The sequence below is a fragment of the Streptomyces sp. NPDC025833 genome (assembly GCF_055558055.1).
In genome coordinates this window covers 177,204-195,239 of record NZ_JBVHNF010000013.1, presented here as the reverse complement: position 1 = coordinate 195,239, position 18,036 = coordinate 177,204, and the positions used below count along the sequence as shown (strand labels likewise).

The window sequence follows — 18,036 nt, the reverse complement described above, 5'->3', positions numbered from 1 at the left end:
GTGGGCGCGGGGCGGCCGGGCCGGTGGACGGCCGGTTCTCGACGCCCCTGACGGAACTGGTCGGTGTCCGGCACCCGATCGTGCAGACCGGCATGGGCTGGGTGGCCGGGCCCCGTCTGGTGTCGGCCACCGCCGAGGCCGGCGCGCTCGGCATCCTCGCCTCGGCGACGATGCCCGTGGACCGGCTGCGCTCCGCGGTGCGTGAGGTCAGGTCCCGTACCGACGCGCCGTTCGGCGTCAACCTGCGCGCCGACGCCGCGGACGCTCCCGAACGGGTGCGGGTCATCATCGAGGAGGGGGTGAAGGTCGCCTCGTTCGCCCTGGCGCCCTCCCAGGAGCTGATCGCCCGGCTCAAGGACGCCGGTGTCGTGGTCGTCCCCTCGATCGGTGCCCGCCGGCACGCCGAGAAGGTCGCCGCGTGGGGGGCGGACGCCGTGATCGTGCAGGGCGGCGAGGGCGGCGGCCACACCGGGGACGTGGCGACCTCGGTACTGCTCCCCCAGGTCGTCGACGCCGTCGACATCCCGGTCGTGGCGGCCGGCGGCTTCCACGACGGCCGCGGCCTGGTCGCCGCGCTCGCCTACGGTGCCGCGGGCATCGCCATGGGCACCCGGTTCCTGCTCACCTCCGACAGCACCGTCCCCGACGCGGTCAAGGAGAGATACCTGGCCGCCACCGTCAGGGACGTCACGCTCACCACCAAGGTGGACGGACTGCCGCACCGGATGCTGCGCACGGAGATGGTGGACGGCCTGGAGCGGTCCGGCCGTGTCTCCTCCCTGCTGCGGGCGGTGCGGCACGCGGCGGCCTTCCGCCGGGAGTCGGGCATGAGCTGGCCGGCCATGGTCCGGGACGGGCTCGCCATGAAACACGGCAAGGAACTGAGTTGGAGCCAGGTGCTGTTGGCCGCGAACACGCCCATGCTGCTGCGGGCGTCCCTGGTGGAGGGCCGTACCGACATCGGTGTGATGGCCGCCGGCCAGGTCACCGGAGTCATCGATGACCTGCCCTCCTGCGCCGAACTGGTCGAACGGATCGTGAACGAGGCACACAGGACGCTGCAAGGGCTCCCCGGCCGGGACTGACGACGGGTCCGTCGGGCCTTCGTGCCGGCCGCGCACGCGGCCCGGTCCGCAGGAGCCCGTGGTCCGGACCGCCCGGAGCCGGGTGCACCCGGGCCGCGACCCTGTCCCTGGTCGCGGCTCCGTCCCCGGGCTCGGCCCCGGCGACGGTGCGGGACCGGTGCGGGCGGCCCGGTGGTGGCGAAGCGCCGGTCCGCGGGCAGGCGACCGCGCGACCCGGACCCACCGCAGTCCCGCCGGGACGGCCCTTCCGTCCGCCGCCCCGCCCGGTCAGCCCCCGGCTTGCCTGTTCCCACGCATCGCGGAGTACTCCGTCGCACGTGATCGGCGCCATTCGCTCGACCAGGATTGCAGATTTTTTACCGAACCTGATGTCTCGTCCGGTTCATTCGGGTGAACCGTGTGGACGACGTCACGGACGCGAAGAATCCACGGTCCTGAGGATCTCGGCCCGCCAGCCGCGGACCCCTTGCTCGTCTCCGGCGGTTCCGCATGGGGGCGGAGCCCTCATCTTTCTGCCGAGCGCCCCGATCCCGTAGGGGAACTCCCCCGTAGGGAACCGGTCCGTACGCGCCAGGTGGCTCGAACCCTTGTCGGGACACGAAAGGCCTGCGATTCTCTGGCCTGTGATCAACACCATGATTGCTCCTGCCGATTCGGCCGTGTCCGGCCGGCGGCAAGGCGGGCCGTCCGCCACCGAACTCCCCCACGACCCGCAACCGGAGTGGGCCGCGTTCGTCGCGGCGGCGGTCGCCGCCGCCCCGCTCGCGCCGGCGGTGCCGGCCGGGGAGCTGCCGGGCACCTCCGGTTTCCGGTTCGTCCTGGCGCCCTTCGCCGAGCTGGCCGCCTCCCGGCTGCCGGCCGCCGTCCCCGACACCGACCTGCCGCGCCTGCGGGCCCGGTTCACCGACCGGTTGGCCCGGACCCTGGCCCGGCAGGCCGCGCGCACCCTGGTGCTGGAGCTCAACGTCGCCCGGGTGGACGGCCGCCTGACAGGTGACACCCCCGCGGCCCGCTTCCGCGCTTTCGTGGCGCTGACGGCACGTCGGGACGGCTTGTCCGCCCTGTTGTCGGAATACCCGGTGCTCGGCCGATTACTGGGGCAGGCCTGTGTCAACGCCGCCGACGCCCTGACCGAGCTGCTCGGCCGCTACACCGCCGACCGGGCGGAGCTGGTCCGCGCCCTGCTGCACGGCACCGACCCCGGGCCGCTGGTCTCGCTCCGCGCCACCGCAGGTGACGGTCACCGGCACGGCCGCAGCACCGCGGTGCTCACCTTCGCCGACGGCTCCCGGGCGGTCTACAAGCCGCGCCCGCTGACCGCGCACCGGCACCTCAACGAGCTGGTCGGCTGGTTGAACGGTCAGCCGGACGTCCCGGAACTGCGCACCGTCCCCCTGCTGGACCGGCCCGGCTACGGCTGGCTGGCGTACGTGGCCGCCCTCCCCTGCCGGGACCGCGGCGAGCTGGAGCGGTTCTACCGGCGACAGGGCGCCTGGCTCGCGCTGCTGCACGCGCTGGACGCGACCGACCTGCACTTCGAGAACCTCATCGCCCGGGCGGACCACCCGGTGCCGGTGGACGTCGAGACCCTCTTCCACCCCCCGGTGTCCGGTTACGCCCCTGACGGCGACCCGGCGGCGCTCGCGCTCGCGGCCTCGGTCCACCGGGTCGGCCTGCTGCCGCTGCTGCTCTTCGGCGAGGACGGCGCGTCCCTGGACGCCTCCGGCCTGGGCGGCGACGCCGGGGCCGCGGCGCCGCTGCCCGTGGTGGCCTGGGCGGAGAGCGGCACCGACCGGATGCGGCTGGTCCGCCGGGCCGGGGCGATCGCCGGGGCCGACAACCGCCCCCGGCTCGGCGGGACGGAGGCCGACCCTGCCGAGTTCACCGAGGCGCTGGTGGCCGGATTCCGCGCGGGGTACCGGGCGATCGCCACCGGACGGGAGGAGCTGACCGGCCCGCAGGGCCTGGTGCGCCGCTTCGCCGAGGACGAGGTGCGCGTGGTACCCCGGGCCACCCAGGTGTACGCCACGCTGCTCGACGAGTCGACCCACCCGGACGTGCTGCGCGACCCGGCCGACCGCGACGAGCTCCTGCGGCTGCTCGGCACGGACGCCCTCGGCGCCCCCGGGCCGGCCCGGCTGCTGGAGCACGAGATCGCCCAGCTCTGGGACGGCGACGTGCCGTTGTTCACCAGCCGGCCGGGCCGGGCGGACCTGTGGTCCGGCCCCGGTCCGCGGATCCCGGACGCACTGGAACGGCCGGGGCTGGACCGGGTCGTGGAGAAGATCCGTGCCATGGGGACGGCGGACCTCGACGCCCAGGAGTGGATCGTCCGGGCGGCGCTGGCCGCCAGGTCCACGGCCTCCGCCCACCGGCCGGTCGCACCGGCCACCCGTCGGAGCGGCACGAGCGGACCGGCCTCGGCGGAACGGCCGACGGCGGAGCGGCTGCTCGGTGCGGCGCGGCGGATCGGCGACCGCCTGACGGACGGCGCCCACCGGGGCCGGGGCCGGGCCAACTGGCTCGGTCTCGAACTCCTCGGGGACCGGGCATGGCGGTTCGGACCGGCCGGGGCCGACCTCGGGCACGGCTACCCGGGCCCGGCGCTGTTCCTCGCCGAGCTGGCCGCGCACACCGGGGAGGAGCGGTACGCGGAGACGGCGCGCCAGGCCCTGAGCCCGCTGCCCGCGCTGCTGGAACGCCTCGCGGCGGAGCCGGAGGACCTGGCGGCCGTGGGCCCGGGAGCCTTCGCCGGGCTGGGCGGCATCGCCTACGCGCTCGCCCGGACCTCCGCCCTGATGGACGACTCCGAGCTGGCCGGCTGGGCCGACCGTGCCGCCGAACTCACCCGTGTCACCGCCGCTTTGGATCCTTCCGCCGAAGCCTGCGGTGCGGCCGGAGCCGCCGACGGGTTCGATGCTCCGGCGGGCGGGTGGGCCGGGCTGGCCGAGGGGACGGCCGGCGGGCTCGCGGCGCTGCTCGCGGTGCACGAGACCACCGGAAGCGCTGCGGCCTGGCACGGCGCCGCGCTCTGCGCCGAGCGGCTGACGGGCCGTCCGCTGCCGGCCGCCCCCGGGTTCGCCGAGGGTGCGGCCGGGGTCGGCTGGGCGCTGCTGCGGTTCGCGGCGGCCGGCGGCGGGGAGCGGTACGAGCGCGCGGGCCTGGCGGCGCTGCGCCACGCGGCCCGGGGCACCCGGGCCGCTGCCCCCACCGGCCCGACCTGGTGTCAGGGCCTTCCGGGAATCGCCCTGGCCGTGGCCGACAGCCCCGCCGCCCTGGCGGACGCGGAGCTGGCCGGGCTTCCCGGGCACGCCGTCCACGAGCTGGCGGCCGCCGGTCCGCTGTCCGGCCACGCCCTGTGCCACGGCGAGTCGGGCGTCCTCGAACTGCTCGGCCACCTCATGGACCCCGGCGCCCGGGAGTTGCTGGACCGCCGGGCGAGCGCCCTGGCCGCCGCTCTCGACCGAGCGGGCCCGGTCTGCGGTACCCCCGGCGGCCTGGCCGTGCCCGGACTGCTGACCGGACTGTCCGGCATCGGGCTGGGCCTCCTGCGGCTCGGCTCGGCCGGGCGGACAGCTTCGACGCTGCTGCTGCAGCCGTCGCCATCAGCGCGGCCGTCGTGAACCGACGGCGCGACCATCACCGAGAGGAACCCTCACCCATGAACGTCGAAGAGTTGGTCCGAAGCTGGAAGCAGCCGAAGGTGCGCGGCGACGAGGTCGCCGACCACCCGAGCGGGCAGATCGTGCTGCACCCCGGCGGCGGCGCCCGCCGCAGCCGGCTGCTCTCGGGGTTCGACGGGCAGTCGGTCCTCGGGACCCTGACCGTGACCGTTCCGTTCGCAGCGGAGGCGACCGGCTAGGAACGACGCGCACGTCCGGGCGCCGGACGGGCGTCAGGATTCCGCGGCCGGTGTGCCCGTGGCTTCACGGGCGCACCGGTCGTCGTGCGGCTGGTGCGGTGAGTGATCGTCCCTGTCCGCGTGCCGATCCATCAAGTAACCTCCACAACATGCGCATGACTTCCTCACATGCCGTCGGCCGGGACGCCGAACTCGCCCTGGCGGACAGCCTGCTGTCGGATGCCCGGCAGCACTCCGGCCGTGCGCTCTTCCTCCTCGGAGAGGCCGGGATCGGAAAGTCGCGGCTGGCCGGCGAGTGCGAGTCCAAGGCCGCCGCGCTGGGCCTCCCGGTGCTGCGCGGGCGCGGCAGCCCGAGCGGGTCCGGCACCCCCTTCCGGCCGCTGGCCGAGGCGCTCTCCTCCCGGTTCCGGATCGGCGGACCTCCGGCCGACCCGGCCCTCGCGCCCTACCGCCCGGCCCTGGCCAGGCTGATCCCGGAGTGGCGGCCCGCGACGGTCGTCGGCCACCCGGAGGGCGTGGTCGACCTCGCCGAGGCGCTGCTCCGGCTGCTGGCCGTGATCGGCAGGCAGCACGGCTGTGTGCTGGTCCTGGAAGACCTGCACGACATGGACTCCGAGACCATCGCCGTACTGGAGTACCTGGTCGACAACCTCGCCGCGCTGCCGGTCCTGCTGGTCGGCACCCTGCGCCCGCAGCCGGGCCCGGCCCTCGACCTGGTGGACGCGGCCGACCGGCGGCGGGCCGCCTCGGTGGCCACCCTGCGGCCGCTCGAGCCCGAAGCGGTGCGGGCGATCGCGGCCGGCTGCCTCGGCGTGCCCGCCGCCGGGGTGCCGGTCGAGCTGGTGGAGCGGCTGGTCGTCAGCGGGGACGGGAACCCGTACCTGGTCGAGGAGTTACTGGCCGAGATGGTCGGTTCCGGCCTGCTGCGCTGGGGCGGTGGCGGAGGGTGGCAGGTGGCCGGCGATCTCTCCGCCACCGTCCCGGCCACCGTGGTCCGGGGCTACCGCCGGCGGATCGAGCTGCTGGACCCAGAGGCCCAGGAGGTGGTGCTGCTGGCGGCCTCGCTGGGAGCCCGGTTCTCCGTCGCCACGCTCCAATTGATCACCGGGACGGAGGACCGCTGCCTGTTCGCCAGGCTGCGCTCCGCCGTCGAGGCGGGCCTGATCGTGCCCGACCCCGCTGCGCCGGACCGGTACGCCTTCCGGCACGCGCTGACCGCCGAGGCGGTGCTCGCCAGCCTCCCACCGGCCGAGCGGGCGGCGATCGCCCGGCAGGCCGCCGTCGGCCTCCAGCGGGCCGACCCGGAACTGACCGACGACCACTGCCAACTCGTCGCGGATCTGCGGATCGCGGCCGGTGACCTCGCGGACGCGGCCCTGCTCTACGCCGAGGCCGGACGCCGGGCACAGGCCGACGGGCTGTCCGGGACGGCCGTCATGCTGCTCGGACGCGCCCACGAACTGGCCGACCCGTCGGCCCGGACCGCGATCGCCGAGTCGCTGCTGTACGCGCTGGCCGACGCCGGGCAACTGGACCGGGCGCTCGCCCTGGTCGACTCGCTGGCACCGGCCGGGGCGGCGGCACTGGGCCTGGACGCCCGGATCGCCCTGCACACCCGGCTGGCCTGGGTCGCGGTGGCGGCCGAGCGACGGGCCGACGCCGTCAGCCAGATGGCGGCCGCCCGGGCCCTGCTCCGGGACGGCGGCACCCCCCAGCAGGGCGCCGCGCTCGCCGTGGTCGAATGCGAGCTGGCCCTGCTGCCCGGGCAGGGCGGGTGCACCGCGGAGGCCGAACGGAAGGCCCGGGCGGCGGCCGAGGTGGCCGAGCAGACCAAGCTGCCCGTGGTGGCCTGCCAGGCCTGGCAGTTGCTGGCCCTGCTGGTCCGGGAGCGCGGCTTCGACGTGGCCGACGCCTGCCTGGAGCGGATGCTCGCCGTCGCCGAGACGCACACCCTGCCGCTCTGGCGGGTCGAGGCGCTGACCAGGCTGGGTGCCAACACCTACATGCGGACCGGCGACATCCGCCGGCTCGAACAGGCCTGGGAGGCCGCGAACGAGCTGGGCGCGATCCAGCTGGCCCAGACCGCCGAGAGCGTGCTGGCGATGAACGCGGTGCTCCGGGGCGATCCGGGGCGGGCCGAGGAGATCCTCGCCCGGTGCCTGGGCGCCAGCGCCCGGATGGGCAACCTCGGCACCCGCCGGTACCTGCTGCTGGTCTCGGCCACCCTCGGCGCGCACCAGGGCCGCCGCCGCGAGATGGAGCGCGGCCTGCTGGCGTTCCGTCAGGCCGGGGGCGCCGAATCGCAGCTCACCCCGGTGATGCTGGGTCTCTGCCGGGCCGTCTGCGCCCTGCTGGAGGAGGACCGGACGGCCGCCCGGGCCGAGCTGGCCGCCGCGGCCGCCTGGGAGTCCCTGCACCCGAACGTCTACTACCTGGCCGGCCGGTACGGGCTGAGCCCGCTGCTGGAGGTGCTGGCCGGCCGGACGGCCGGCACGGACTTCGCGGCCGTCGCGGCCAACCCGGCCGCCGGACTGGCCTGGAACCGCCAGTTCCTGATGCTCGCCGACGCCGTGCTGCTCGGCCGGGAGGGCCGGGGCGAGGAGGCGGCCGGGGTGGTCGAGGATTTCCGCCGGCACGCCGCGATCTTCCCGACCGGCCACCACCTGGGCCTGCGCCTGGTCGCCGAGGCCGCCCTGGCCGACGGCTGGGGCGACCCGGCGTCCTGGCTGCAGGCCGCCGAGGAGTACTTCCACCAGCTCGACGTGCCCGCCGTGGTGGGCGCCTGCCGGGCGATGCTGCGTCAGGCCGGGGTGACCGTACCGCAGCGCCGCAGCGGCCGGGAGCTGATCCCCGCCGAGCTGCGCGCGCAGGGCCTCACCCCCCGCGAGTACGAGGTGCTGGCCCTGCTCGTCGACCGGCCCGGCAACCAGGACATCGGCCGGCGGCTGTGCATCTCACCGCGCACGGTCGAGAAGCACATCGCCAGCCTGCTGCAGAAGACCGGCCTGGACGGCCGCGCCGCTCTGAGCCGGCTGGCGGCCGAGCTCTCCGCCGGCGGCTGAACCCGCCGTCCCGGCCTCCCGGTCCGGGCCGAGCGGGTCCAGGTACAGGTCGAGCGGCGGCTCGGGCGCGAGGTAGAAGTGCCCGCCGGGCAGCGCCTCGTGCCGGAACGGTCCCCGGGTGACCTCCCGCCACAGCTCGCCCTGACGGTGCGTCACGTGCGGGTCGTCCGCGCCGCGCACCACCAGCAGCTCGCAGGCCAGCGGCGGGCCCGGGCGGTACGCGTACCGCTGGAACAGTTCGAAGTCGGCCCGCAGGTACGGCAGTACGAGCTCGCGGACCCTGGGGTCGTCCATCAGCTCGGCGTCCGCCTGACCCATCGCGACGATGCTGCGCACCGCCGAGTCGTCGTTCCAGACGGCGCCCTGCGCCGAGACGTGGGCCGGTTCGTGCGGGGCGCGGGCCGCCGAGGCCACCAGGCGCCGCACCCCGCGGCCCTGTTCCTCCAGCCGCCGGGCCACCTCGTAGGCGACGATCGCACCCATGCTGTGCCCGAACAGCGTCACGGGCCGGTCCAGTTCGGGGAGGACGGCGGCGCAGACCTCATCGGCCATGGCGTGCAGGTCGTGGTGGCAGGGCTCCGGCAGCCGGTCGGCCCGGCCGGGGTACTGGACGCCGAGGATCTCCACGTCGGTGCGGCCCCGGACGGCCCAGCCGCGGTAGTAGTTGGCCGATCCGCCGGCGTGCGGCAGGCAGATCAGCCGCTGCGGGGCCTCGGGTCGGGGCTCCAGGACCCGGACGGTGCTCACGCGTCGACCTCCTGCCGGTGGGTCAGCACCATGCCGTGCAGCTCCTCGAAGGAGCGCAGCCCGTAGACGTCGGCGAAGTCCAGATGGACTCCGAAGGCGACCGCGATCGACTCGATCAGCAGGATCAGGTCCAGCGAGGTCCCGCCGGAGTGGAAGAAGTCCTCGCCGCTCTCGGCGGGCGTCCCGGTCCGCTCCAGCCACAGCCGGGCCAGCTCCGCCCGGCCGTCCGCCTCGCCCGCGGGCCCGGCCTCCGGTACGGGAGTGGACGGCAGGGCCCTCAGGGCCTCGCGGTCGACCTTCCCGGAGGGTTTGAGCGGGAACTCCGCGACCACCACCAGCTCGTCGGGCACCAGGTGCCGCGGTGCCCGCTCCGCCAGCCGGGCCCGAACCGCCCGCGGGTCCGCCCCTTCGGAGGCCGGGCGGACGAAGGCGCGGACGTACCGCTCGTGGCCGGTGCCGACCGCGGTGGCGACCACCTCCCGTACCTCCGGGTCGGCGGCCAGCAGGGCCTCCACCTCGGCGAGGTGGATCCGATGCCCTCGGACCTTGATCTCGTCGTCCTCGCGGCCGCGGAACTCCACCGCCCCGTCCGCGAGCAGGACGGCCCGGTCACCGGTGCGGTACATCCGGGCGTCCGGCAGGTCCGAGAACGGGTCCGGCAGGAAGCGCTGCTCGGTCATGGCCGGGTCGCCCACGTAGCCGAGGGCAAGCCGGTCGCCGCCGAGGTAGAGGTCCCCCACCTCACCGGGCGGCAGCGGGCGCAGCCGCTCGTCCAGGACGTGGCAGGTGGTGCCGGCCACGCTCCGGCCGATCGGAACCGAATTCCCCTGCCGGTTCCAGCCGTTGAGCGGGAAGGCGGTGGCGATCACGGTGTTCTCGGTGGGCCCGTAGGTGTTCAGGAACTCCAGCTCCGGGAAGCGGTCCAGGATCCGCACCGCCTGCTCGCGCGGCATCACGTCACCACCGACCATCAGGCACCGGAGCTCGCCCAGCGCGTCGGGGTGGTGGTCCGCCAGCAGCGCGAACACCGCCGGGGTCAGCACGGTGGTGGTGACCCGCTCGTCTCGCAGGAGCTCGGCCGTCTCGTGCAGGGACAGCGCCCGGCGCGGGGCGCAGAGCACCGAGGCGCCGACCAGCAGGGCCGACCAGATCTCGTACATCGCGGTGTCGAAGGTCAGCACCGTGTGCACCAGGAAGGTCTCGTCCGGGGCGCGGCGCAGCACGCCGGGCCGCAGGCAGAGCGCGGTGAGCGCACCGTGCGGCACCCGGACCGCCTTGGGCGTGCCGGTCGAGCCGGAGGTGAAGATCACGTAGGCCGGCCGGTCCGGGTCCCCGGCGGGCAGCAGGCCGAGCGGGTCGGCCGGGCCCGCCTGCTCGATCAGCTCGCGGACGTGCCAGCTGTCCGCGCCGATGCCCTCCGGCACGCGGTGTTCCGAGGTGGCCAGCACCAGCGAGGCGCCGGCGATGGCAGTCATCCGCGCGGCGCGCTCCGGCGGGCAGTCGGGGTCGATCGGCACGAAGTGCCCACCCACCAGCAGGACTCCGAGCATGGCCACCACTGCGTCGCGGTCGCCCACGCCGAGGACGCCGACCGCGTCACCGGTGCCGACGCCCTTGCCGTGCAGGGCGCCGGCCAGCCGGACCGCCCGGTCCCACAGCTCGGCGTAGGTGGAGCTGCCGGTGCAGTCCCAGGCCGCCACCTTGTCCGGGTGCTCGGCCACCTGCCGGCGGAACACGGCGTCGACGCTCTCGAAGTGCTCCCGGCGGCGGTGGCCGGGCGGGGTCGCGCTACTCATCCGTTGCCTCCTTCTGCGACGGCGTCATGAGCCGTTCGACGAGCCGGGCATGATCACCCATGGTGCGTGCCAGCAGCAGATCGCGGAGCGGGATCACCACTGTGAAGACCTGCTCCAGCCGTCGGGCCAGCCGGATGGCGAGCAGCGAGTCCCCACCGTTGGCGATGAACTCCGCGTCCTCGGTGAGACCGGGGTGACCGAGGAGTTCGCGCCAGGCGGCGGCCACCGCCACGGCGGCGGACGGCGGTTCGACGGTGGCTGCCTCCGCCGGGACGGACGCCGGGCTCCCCGGGGCCGGTGCGGGGAGGCCGGCCGGGGGCGGGGCGGCCTGCCAGACCGTCTCCGGCGCGATGTGGCGCTCACCCCCGAAGGAGGTGCCCGGCAGGTGCAGCCGACGGCCGTCCGGGATCAGCGCCGACAGCTCGACGGGCTGGCCCTCGGCCCACAACCCGGCGAGGGCAAGCGCGAGTTCGTCCTCGGCCTCGGCCCGGGGGTCCTTCCCCGGCACCAGCGGGAGGCTTTCCAGCCCGGCGGCGGCCGCCATGCCGGAGAGGGCCTGGCCAGGCCCGACTTCCACGGCCAGCGCTCCAGGGTACAGCTCGCGCACGGCGGCCATGCCCTCGCCGAAGCGCACCGTCCGGCGGACGCCCTCGGCGAGGACGGTCAGCGGGACCTCGGTGCCGGCCGGCACCACCGTGCCGTCCAGGGTGGACACGTAGGGCAGCGAACTCCGTCCGCCGGTACGGCCGGACAGGCGCGCTCGGAGGGCCTCGGCGGCGGGCTCCATCGCGGCGGAGTGGAAGGCGTGCGAGGTACGCAGGCGCCGGGCCGGGATCCGCCCGGCGAGCCGGTCCTCCAGTGCCCGGACGGAGGCGGCCGGCCCGCTCAGCACACAGTCGCCCGGGCCGTTCACCGCCGCGATCTCCAACCCGCCGGTCGCGGTCCCCGGTTCGGCCAGCAGTTCGCGGGCCTCGGTCTCGGAGCAGGAGAGCGCCAGCATCGCACCGGGCGGGCAGGCCTGCATGCTGCTCGCCCGGACGGCCACCAGCTCGACCGCCGCCGCGAGGTCCAGGACCCCGGCCAGGCAGGCGGCCGTCACCTCGCCGAGGCTGTGCCCGGCCAGTGCCACCGGGCGCAGCCCGAGCCCGTCCAGGGCGCGGACCGCCGCGTACTCCAGGGCGAACAGCGCGGGCTGGGCCAGCTCGGTGGCGCGCAGCAGTTCGGCGGGGAACCCCGGATCCCGCAGCGCCCGCTCGGCCGGCCCGGCCGTGCGGGGCTCCATGACGTGCAGGCACTCCTCCAACGCCTGCTGGAAGTGCGGCAGTTGCGCTTGGAAGGGCAGGGCCATGCCCGGCCGCTGGGCGCCCTGTCCGGGGAGCAGGAAGACCAGCGGCCGCGGACCCTTCCGCGGCACCCGGCCGCGGACCCGCCGGGGGCCGCCGCGCAGCGCCCCGGCCAGCTCCGGGCCGGTCCGGCCGACCACCGCGAGCCGCTCGGCCAGGGGTGCCCGGCCGGCCCGCAGCGTGAAGGCCACGTCGGCGGCGTCCGCCTCCTGCTCGGTCAGTACCCCGGCCAGCCGGGCCGCGGTCCTCTCCAGGCCCTCCGGCCGGACCGCGGAGAGGGCGAGGACCGAGGTCCGCTCCGCCGGGGCCTTCTCCTGCGCCGCGATGGCGGATGGTGCCTGTTCGACGATCACGTGCGCGTTCGTCCCGCCGATCCCGAAGGAGCTGACGCCCGCCCGGCGGGGCTCGGGGCCCTGCCAGGCGCGGGCCTGGGTGGGCACCCGGAGCGGCGAGTCCAGCTCCGCCAGCAGCGGGTTGAGGCTCTCGAAATTGGCCACCGGCGGTACCTGCCCGTGTTTCAGGACCAGCAGGGCCTTGTAGAGCGCGGCCAGTCCGGCGGCCGCGTCGAGGTGCCCGATGTTCGCCTTGAGCGCGCCCACCGGAATGGTTTCGGCCGGGGCGGCTCCGCCCAGGGCGGCGGAGAGCGCCGACCACTCGATCGGGTCACCGACGTAGGTGCCGGTGCCGTGCGTCTCGACGTACCCGAGCGAGCTCGGCGCCACGTCGCCGGAGCGCAGCGCCGCCCGGATGACGGCGGTCTGCCCCTGCGGGGCGGGGGCGTTGAACCCGGCCTTCGCCGAGCCGTCGTTGTTGACGGCCGAGCCGAGGATCACCCCGTGGCAGGCGGTCTCCGGCCCCAGGTCCTCGAAGCGGCGCAGCACCACCGCGATCACGCCCGAGCCGCCGACCGTCCCGGTCGCCCGGGCGTCGAAGGGCCGGCAGCGGCCGTCGGCCGACATGATGCCGCCGCGCAGGTGGGTGTGCCCGGCCTGCGGGAAGCCCACCGAGGCGGCCACCACCACGGCCTGGTCGCAGTCGCCGGCGTTCAGCGCCTGGGCGGCCAGGTGGACCGCGACCAACGAGGAGGAACAGGCCGTCAGCACGTTGACCGCCGGGCCCTCCAGCCCGAGCCGGTAGGCGATCCGGCCGGCCATGAAGTCCCGGCCGGTGCCGACGTGCAGGGCGGCCAGGGTGTCGGCCGAGGCGGCCGGGTTGCCGAGGATCCGCGACAGGTACCTGCTGCTGGAGGAGGAGGCGAAGACCGCGGTGCGCAGCCGGTCCGCCAGCGGACTCCGGCCGGCGTCCTCCAGCGCCGCCCAGCTCGCCTCCAGCATCAACCGGTGTTGCGGATCGATGAGTTCGGCCTCGCGCGGGCTGATCCCGAACAGCTCGGCGTCGAACCGCTCGCTGTCCTCGACCAGACCCCGGACCGGGACGTAGGCCGGGTCGTCGAGCAGGTGGCGGGGCACGCCCCGGGCCGCCAGCTCGTCGAGGTCGAGGGTGCTGGTGAGCTCCTCGCCCGCGCAGACCGCCGCCCACCACTTCGCCGGGTCCGCCGGGCCGGGGAGCCGGGCGTGCATGCCGGTGACGGCGACGTCCAGGGAACGGTTCCTCACCTCCCGTCCTCCGTTCCGGCCGTCCGCCGGGAGCGGCCCGCGGCCAGCCGGAGCCGGCGCCGGTCCGGGCCGTCGGCCCCGTCCTCGGCGTCCTCGGCGTCCGCGGCCCGCACCGCCGGCTCCGGCCCGGGCGCGCCGCCGCTCGCGGCGATCAGCGCGGTCTGGGTGTCGACGGTGGTCGCGGTGAACAGCTCGACGATCGGCACCCGGATCCGCGCCCGGTCCTCCAGCTCCATCTGGAGCAGCGGTACCAGCAGCGAATGCCCGCCCGCGTCGAAGAAGTTGACGTCCCCAGCGGCCGGCGCCTCGCCGAGCACCGCGGCCCAGGCGGCCCGCACCAGTGCCCGCAGGTCCGGTCCGGCCGCCGGGGCGGTCCCGGGCTCGGCGGGCTCGGGGGCCCCGTCCTCCTCGGTGCCGGGCTCCGCGGCCCGCAGCGCCTCGCGGTCCACCTTGCCGTGCGGGGTGCGCGGCAGCTCCGGGACCACCCGCAGCACGCCGGGCACCATCGCGGGCGGCAGGGTCTCGGCCAGTTGGGCACGCAGTTCCCGGAGGTCCAGCCCGTCCTCGGTCACCAGATGGGCCGTCAGGCTTGCGCCGCCGGGCGCGAGCAGCACGGCGGCGTCGGTCACGCCGCCGGCCGCGCGCAGCGCGCTCTCCACCGCGCCGAGCTCGACTCGGTGGCCGCGGACCTTGACCAGCTGGTCCCGGCGGCCCAGGTAGCGCAGGCCCCCGCCGGCGCCCCAGCGCACCCAGTCCCCGGTGCGGTAGGACCGGGCGCCGGGCGTCGTGCCGTACGGGTCGGGGCGGAAGGCGGCCTCGGTCGCCTCGGGCCGCCCGAGGTAGCCGCGGGCCACCCCGGGGCCGCCCACGTGCAGTTCGCCGGCGGTGCCGTGCGGCATCAGCCGCCCCTGCCGGTCCAGCACGTAGAGGCTCGCCCCGGGGACGGCCCCGCCGATGTCGACCGGGCCGGGCGCCTCGAAGCGGCGGTAGGTGCTCCACACCGTCGCCTCGGTCGGCCCGTACTCGTTAACCAGCGGCGTGGCCGGGAGCAAGGCGAAGTGCCGCTCCAGCAGTGCCTCCGGCAGCACCTCGCCGGCCGTGGTCACCACGTCGAGGGTGTCCAGCGCGGTCCGGTCGGCCCGCTCGGCCCGGTCCAGCATCCCGGCGTACAGGGCCGGGACGGCCAGCAGGGACGTGACGGCGTGGGTCTCGATCAGCCGCAGCAGTCGCTCCGGGTCACGGACCTCCTCGGTCCGCGCGACCACCAGCCGACCGCCGGACGTGAGGGTGCCCCAGAGCCCGGCCACCGAGGAGTCGAAGGAGAGCGGCGAGACCAGCAGGAAGGTGCGGTAGCCGCCGTAGGTCAGCCACCGGGCGGTGGTGGAGGCGGCCAGCGCGCCGTGCCCGACCTCCACGCCCTTGGGCTCGCCGGTGGTGCCGGAGGTGTAGATGAGGTAGGCCGGGTCGTCCGGCTCGCTGCGGTGTGCCGCCCACGCCTGGTCCGGCAGCACCGCCGGGGCCTCGATCGGCAGCACCCTGGCCTGCGGGAGGCGCTCTCGCCAGGCGGCGTCGGCCAGCACGAACTCGGCTCCGGCGTCCGCCAGGACGGCGCCCAGCCGGGCGGCGGGGTGGCCGGGATGGAGCGGCAGGTAGACACCGCCGGCCCGCAGCACGGCCAGCACGGCGACCACCATCTCGGCCGAGGGCTCGGCCAGCACGGCCACCGGCGTCCCCGGGCGCACCCCCTGCGCGGTGATCCCGGCGGCCAGGGCGTCGGCCCGGCCGAGGAGCCGGCCGTACGTCAGCTCGGTGGAGCCGCAGACCACGGCGGGCCGGTCGGGGTCGGCCAGCGCGATCTGAGCGACCACCTCGTGCACCGCCCGGAAGCCCTCCGGCAGCGGGATCCCGCGGCCGGCGGCCAGCAGTTCGGCCCGCTCCTCGGCGGAGAGCGGTTCCAGCGAGCCCACCGCGGCCTCGTCGTCGGCGGTCAGCCCGCCGAGCAAGGCGGCCACGTGGCGGGTGAGCTGCTCGATCTGGGCCGGCCGGTAGCGGGAGGTGCGGTAGGTCGCCAGCAGCTCGGCCGAGGCGCCGTTGTCCCGCAGCACCAGGGTGAGGTCGTACTTGGAGATCCGGACCGGGAGTTCGAGGGCGGTGACCTCCAGCCCCGGCACGTCTCGGGGCGCCTCGCGCGCCTCGAAGTTGAACAGCACCTGGAAGACCGGGGTCCGGGTGACGTCCGGGGTGATCCGGAGCTTGCGGACCACCTCCTCGAACGGGACCGACCGGTGGGTGAAGGCCCGCAGCAGGCCGCGGTGCACGGCGCCGCAGAACGCCGGGCCGGCCTGCGCCGGGTCCACGTGCACCCGGACCGCGGCCGGGTTGACGAACATGCCGACGGTGTCCACGAATTCGGCGGACCGGGTGTCCATGGTCGAGCCGACCACCAGGTCGTCGGTGTCGGTGTAGCGGGCCAGGGTGAGCGCGAAGGCGCTGAGCCCCACCACCTGGGCGGTGGTGCGGTGCCGCCGGGCGTATCCGCGGACCGCCTCCCAGGTCGGCGCGGGGAGCGGCACCCGGACCACCGCGCCCTGCTTGTCAGCGGTTCGGGTGGCGGGCTCGAAGCCGAGCGGCTCCGCGATCTGCGGGAGCCTCAGCTCCTCGACCCAGGCGTCGAACTGAGGCGGGGCCGGGCGGGCCGCGGCCTCCCGCTCGACGTGCTCCGGGTAGGAGCGGCCGGCCGGGGCGAGCTCCCGGCCCGCGTAGGCGGCGAACAGGTCACCGGTGATCAGCGTCATCGAGCGGCCGTCCACCACCGCGTGGTGGGCGTTCAGCACCAGGACGTGGTCCTCGGGCCCGAGCACCAGCAGCTCCGCCTCGGCGAGCCGGCCGCCGACCAGGTCGAAGGACCTGGTCACCGCCCGGTCCAGCTCGGCGGGCAGGTCCTCCGGCGCGATCTCCCGGACCGCGAGCCCGAACTCCTCGGCCGGCCACCGCGCGCGGCGGGGCTCGTTCTCCACCTCGAACAGCCGCAGCCGCAGCTCCTCGTGGCGCTCCACGACGGCCCGCCAGGCCCGGCCGAGGGCCGCCCGGTCGAGCGGTCCGCGCAGCCGTCCCGCCCAGGGGGCGGTGTACTCCGCGCTCCCCGGTTCGAGGACGTGCGCCAGCCAGAGCCGCCGCTGCGCGGACGACAACCCCCCGCGCTCCTCGGACACCTGCTCCGCCATCAGCTTCCCCTCTCGTGCGTGTACGTGAACGTGGGCCGGAACGCTTCCGGTATCGCCGCGGTGAGCCGGCCGAGGGCCGCGTGGTCGGGCACCCGCCCGTACAGCCGGCCGAGCCGGTCGGCCGCGCCGGCCCGCCAGTCGAGCGGCTGGCCGGGGCGGCCCCGGACGTCGACCAGGTCGACTCCGGGCAGGGCGCGCAGCCGGTCCAGTCGGCCGACCTCCACCAGGCTCCGGGCTCCGGCCGGCGGCACCAGCGCGTACTGGTAGGTGACCTGCTCGAACTCCGGTGCGCCGGGCGCCGGCCGGCCGAGGGCGAGCAGCAGGGCGGCCTCGACCACGTCGTACCCTGCGCCCCGGCGCAGCAGGTCGACGACCAGCCCGCCGACCCGGCCGTTCACTTCGATGACGCGCGGGCCGTCCGGGGTCAGCTTGATCTCGGTGTGCACGACGCCGTCCCGGACCCCGAGGGCGCCGATCGCGGCGTCCGCCAGCGCGCGGACCCGCTCGGCGGTCCGGGCGCGCAGGGTGTGCGGGACGAAGGACCCGCGCTCGCGGAACGGCTCCTCCAGCCGGAACTTGCCGGTGACGCAGATGAGCCGGCGGTCTCCGCCGTGCACGGCGGTCTCCACCGAGACGTAGTCCCCCCAGTCGGGGCCGGCCTCCTGCGCCTCCCCGGTGAGCAGGTTCTCCACCAGGAGCACCGCCCCGGCCGGGGCGGACCGGAAGAAGTCCGCCGCCAGCCGTTCGGCCTCCTCCGCACTGTCCGCCCGGCGGACGGAGCGGCTGCCGGTGCCGGTCCGCGGCTTGAGCACCACGGGCGGGCCGACCTCGGCGACCGCCGCGGCGATCCCGGCGGGCTCGGCCACCGGCACGCAGCGGGTGGTGTCGATCCCCGCCGCGGCGAACAGCCGCCGCTGGAGCAGCTTGTCCATCAGCCGCCGGGTGGTCTCCGGGCTGTGCCACCGGGTCAGCCCGAGCGCGGCAGCCAGCTCGCCGGTCTCTGCCAGCCGGTGCTCGCTGAAGGTGAGCAGGCCGTCCGGCTGCCGGGCGGCCACCGCCCTCGCCGCCTCGGCCGCGGTAAGGCCGCTGACGTCGCAGAGCTCGAACCGGCCGCGCAGGCCCGGCAGCAGCTGCGCGACGTGGGCCGAGCGCTGGTCGATCACCAGGAAGAGTTCGGCTCCGCAGGCGCGGGCCGCCGAGGCGATCTCCCCGGGCCCGGCGGCGCCGTCGTCGTAGACCACGGCGAGCCGCGGGCTACCGGATCTGTTGTGCATACCCATCCGTCCGTCGAAGCGAGTGGC

9 protein-coding genes are annotated in these 18,036 nt (G+C 76.0%); 4 read left to right on the top strand and 5 right to left on the bottom strand.

What is annotated here, in order from left to right:
• Positions 1-23: 23 nt before the first annotated feature.
• The 4 genes from ACZ4K2_RS24295 to ACZ4K2_RS24280 all read left to right on the top strand — a co-directional run bounded on the left by ACZ4K2_RS24295 (position 24) and on the right by ACZ4K2_RS24280 (position 8,009).
• Entirely contained in the window at positions 24-1,085 is a 1,062-nt protein-coding gene (locus tag ACZ4K2_RS24295; RefSeq protein WP_467475874.1) for an NAD(P)H-dependent flavin oxidoreductase, read from the top strand.
• Positions 1,086-1,720: 635 nt separating this feature from the next.
• Positions 1,721-4,708 carry a type 2 lanthipeptide synthetase LanM family protein gene (locus ACZ4K2_RS24290; RefSeq protein ID WP_467475718.1) on the top strand — a complete coding sequence of 996 codons (2,988 nt, stop codon included), beginning with the start codon at positions 1,721-1,723 and terminating at the stop codon, positions 4,706-4,708.
• 38 nt (positions 4,709-4,746) lie between these two features.
• A complete protein-coding gene (locus tag ACZ4K2_RS24285) occupies positions 4,747-4,947 on the top strand; it encodes a hypothetical protein (RefSeq protein ID WP_467475719.1) in 201 nt (66 codons plus the stop codon).
• A gap of 149 nt (positions 4,948-5,096) precedes the next feature.
• Positions 5,097-8,009 (top strand): helix-turn-helix transcriptional regulator, encoded by a 2,913-nt coding sequence (locus ACZ4K2_RS24280; RefSeq protein ID WP_467475720.1) that lies wholly within the window; start codon positions 5,097-5,099, stop codon positions 8,007-8,009.
• Here ACZ4K2_RS24280 and ACZ4K2_RS24275 read toward each other — a convergent pair.
• Genes ACZ4K2_RS24275 through ACZ4K2_RS24255 form a run of 5 tightly spaced genes read right to left on the bottom strand, consistent with a single transcriptional unit; the run spans position 7,902 to position 18,009 of the window.
• Positions 7,902-8,756 (bottom strand): thioesterase II family protein, encoded by an 855-nt coding sequence (locus tag ACZ4K2_RS24275; RefSeq protein WP_467475721.1) that lies wholly within the window; start codon positions 8,754-8,756, stop codon positions 7,902-7,904. The two genes, ACZ4K2_RS24280 and ACZ4K2_RS24275, sit on opposite strands and share 108 nt — an antisense overlap.
• Positions 8,753-10,552 carry a non-ribosomal peptide synthetase gene (locus tag ACZ4K2_RS24270; protein WP_467475722.1) on the bottom strand — a complete coding sequence of 600 codons (1,800 nt, stop codon included), beginning with the start codon at positions 10,550-10,552 and terminating at the stop codon, positions 8,753-8,755. The genes ACZ4K2_RS24275 and ACZ4K2_RS24270 overlap by 4 nt, the downstream gene beginning before the upstream one ends.
• Entirely contained in the window at positions 10,545-13,511 is a 2,967-nt protein-coding gene (locus ACZ4K2_RS24265) for a type I polyketide synthase (protein ID WP_467475723.1), read from the bottom strand. Before ACZ4K2_RS24265 ends, ACZ4K2_RS24270 begins: the two co-directional genes overlap by 8 nt.
• The gene (locus tag ACZ4K2_RS24260) at positions 13,508-16,735 is read right to left on the bottom strand and encodes a non-ribosomal peptide synthetase (protein WP_467475724.1); all 3,228 of its coding nucleotides are present in this window, start codon (positions 16,733-16,735) and stop codon (positions 13,508-13,510) included. Before ACZ4K2_RS24260 ends, ACZ4K2_RS24265 begins: the two co-directional genes overlap by 4 nt.
• A complete protein-coding gene (locus ACZ4K2_RS24255; RefSeq protein WP_467475725.1) occupies positions 16,735-18,009 on the bottom strand; it encodes an ATP-grasp domain-containing protein in 1,275 nt (424 codons plus the stop codon). Before ACZ4K2_RS24255 ends, ACZ4K2_RS24260 begins: the two co-directional genes overlap by 1 nt.
• Between the last annotated feature and the right edge of the window lie 27 nt (positions 18,010-18,036).

What these genes read in the sequence shown, in the direction of transcription:
- ACZ4K2_RS24260 (WP_467475724.1), bottom strand. Translation starts at nt 16,735, where the DNA reads ATGGCGGAGCAGGTGTCCGAGGAGCGCGGGGGGTTGTCGTCCGCGCAG.
- ACZ4K2_RS24290 (WP_467475718.1), top strand. Translation starts at nt 1,721, where the DNA reads ATGATTGCTCCTGCCGATTCGGCCGTGTCCGGCCGGCGGCAAGGCGGG.
- ACZ4K2_RS24270 (WP_467475722.1), bottom strand. Translation starts at nt 10,552, where the DNA reads ATGAGTAGCGCGACCCCGCCCGGCCACCGCCGCCGGGAGCACTTCGAG.
- ACZ4K2_RS24255 (WP_467475725.1), bottom strand. Translation starts at nt 18,009, where the DNA reads ATGCACAACAGATCCGGTAGCCCGCGGCTCGCCGTGGTCTACGACGAC.
- ACZ4K2_RS24285 (WP_467475719.1), top strand. Translation starts at nt 4,747, where the DNA reads ATGAACGTCGAAGAGTTGGTCCGAAGCTGGAAGCAGCCGAAGGTGCGC.
- ACZ4K2_RS24280 (WP_467475720.1), top strand. Translation starts at nt 5,097, where the DNA reads ATGCGCATGACTTCCTCACATGCCGTCGGCCGGGACGCCGAACTCGCC.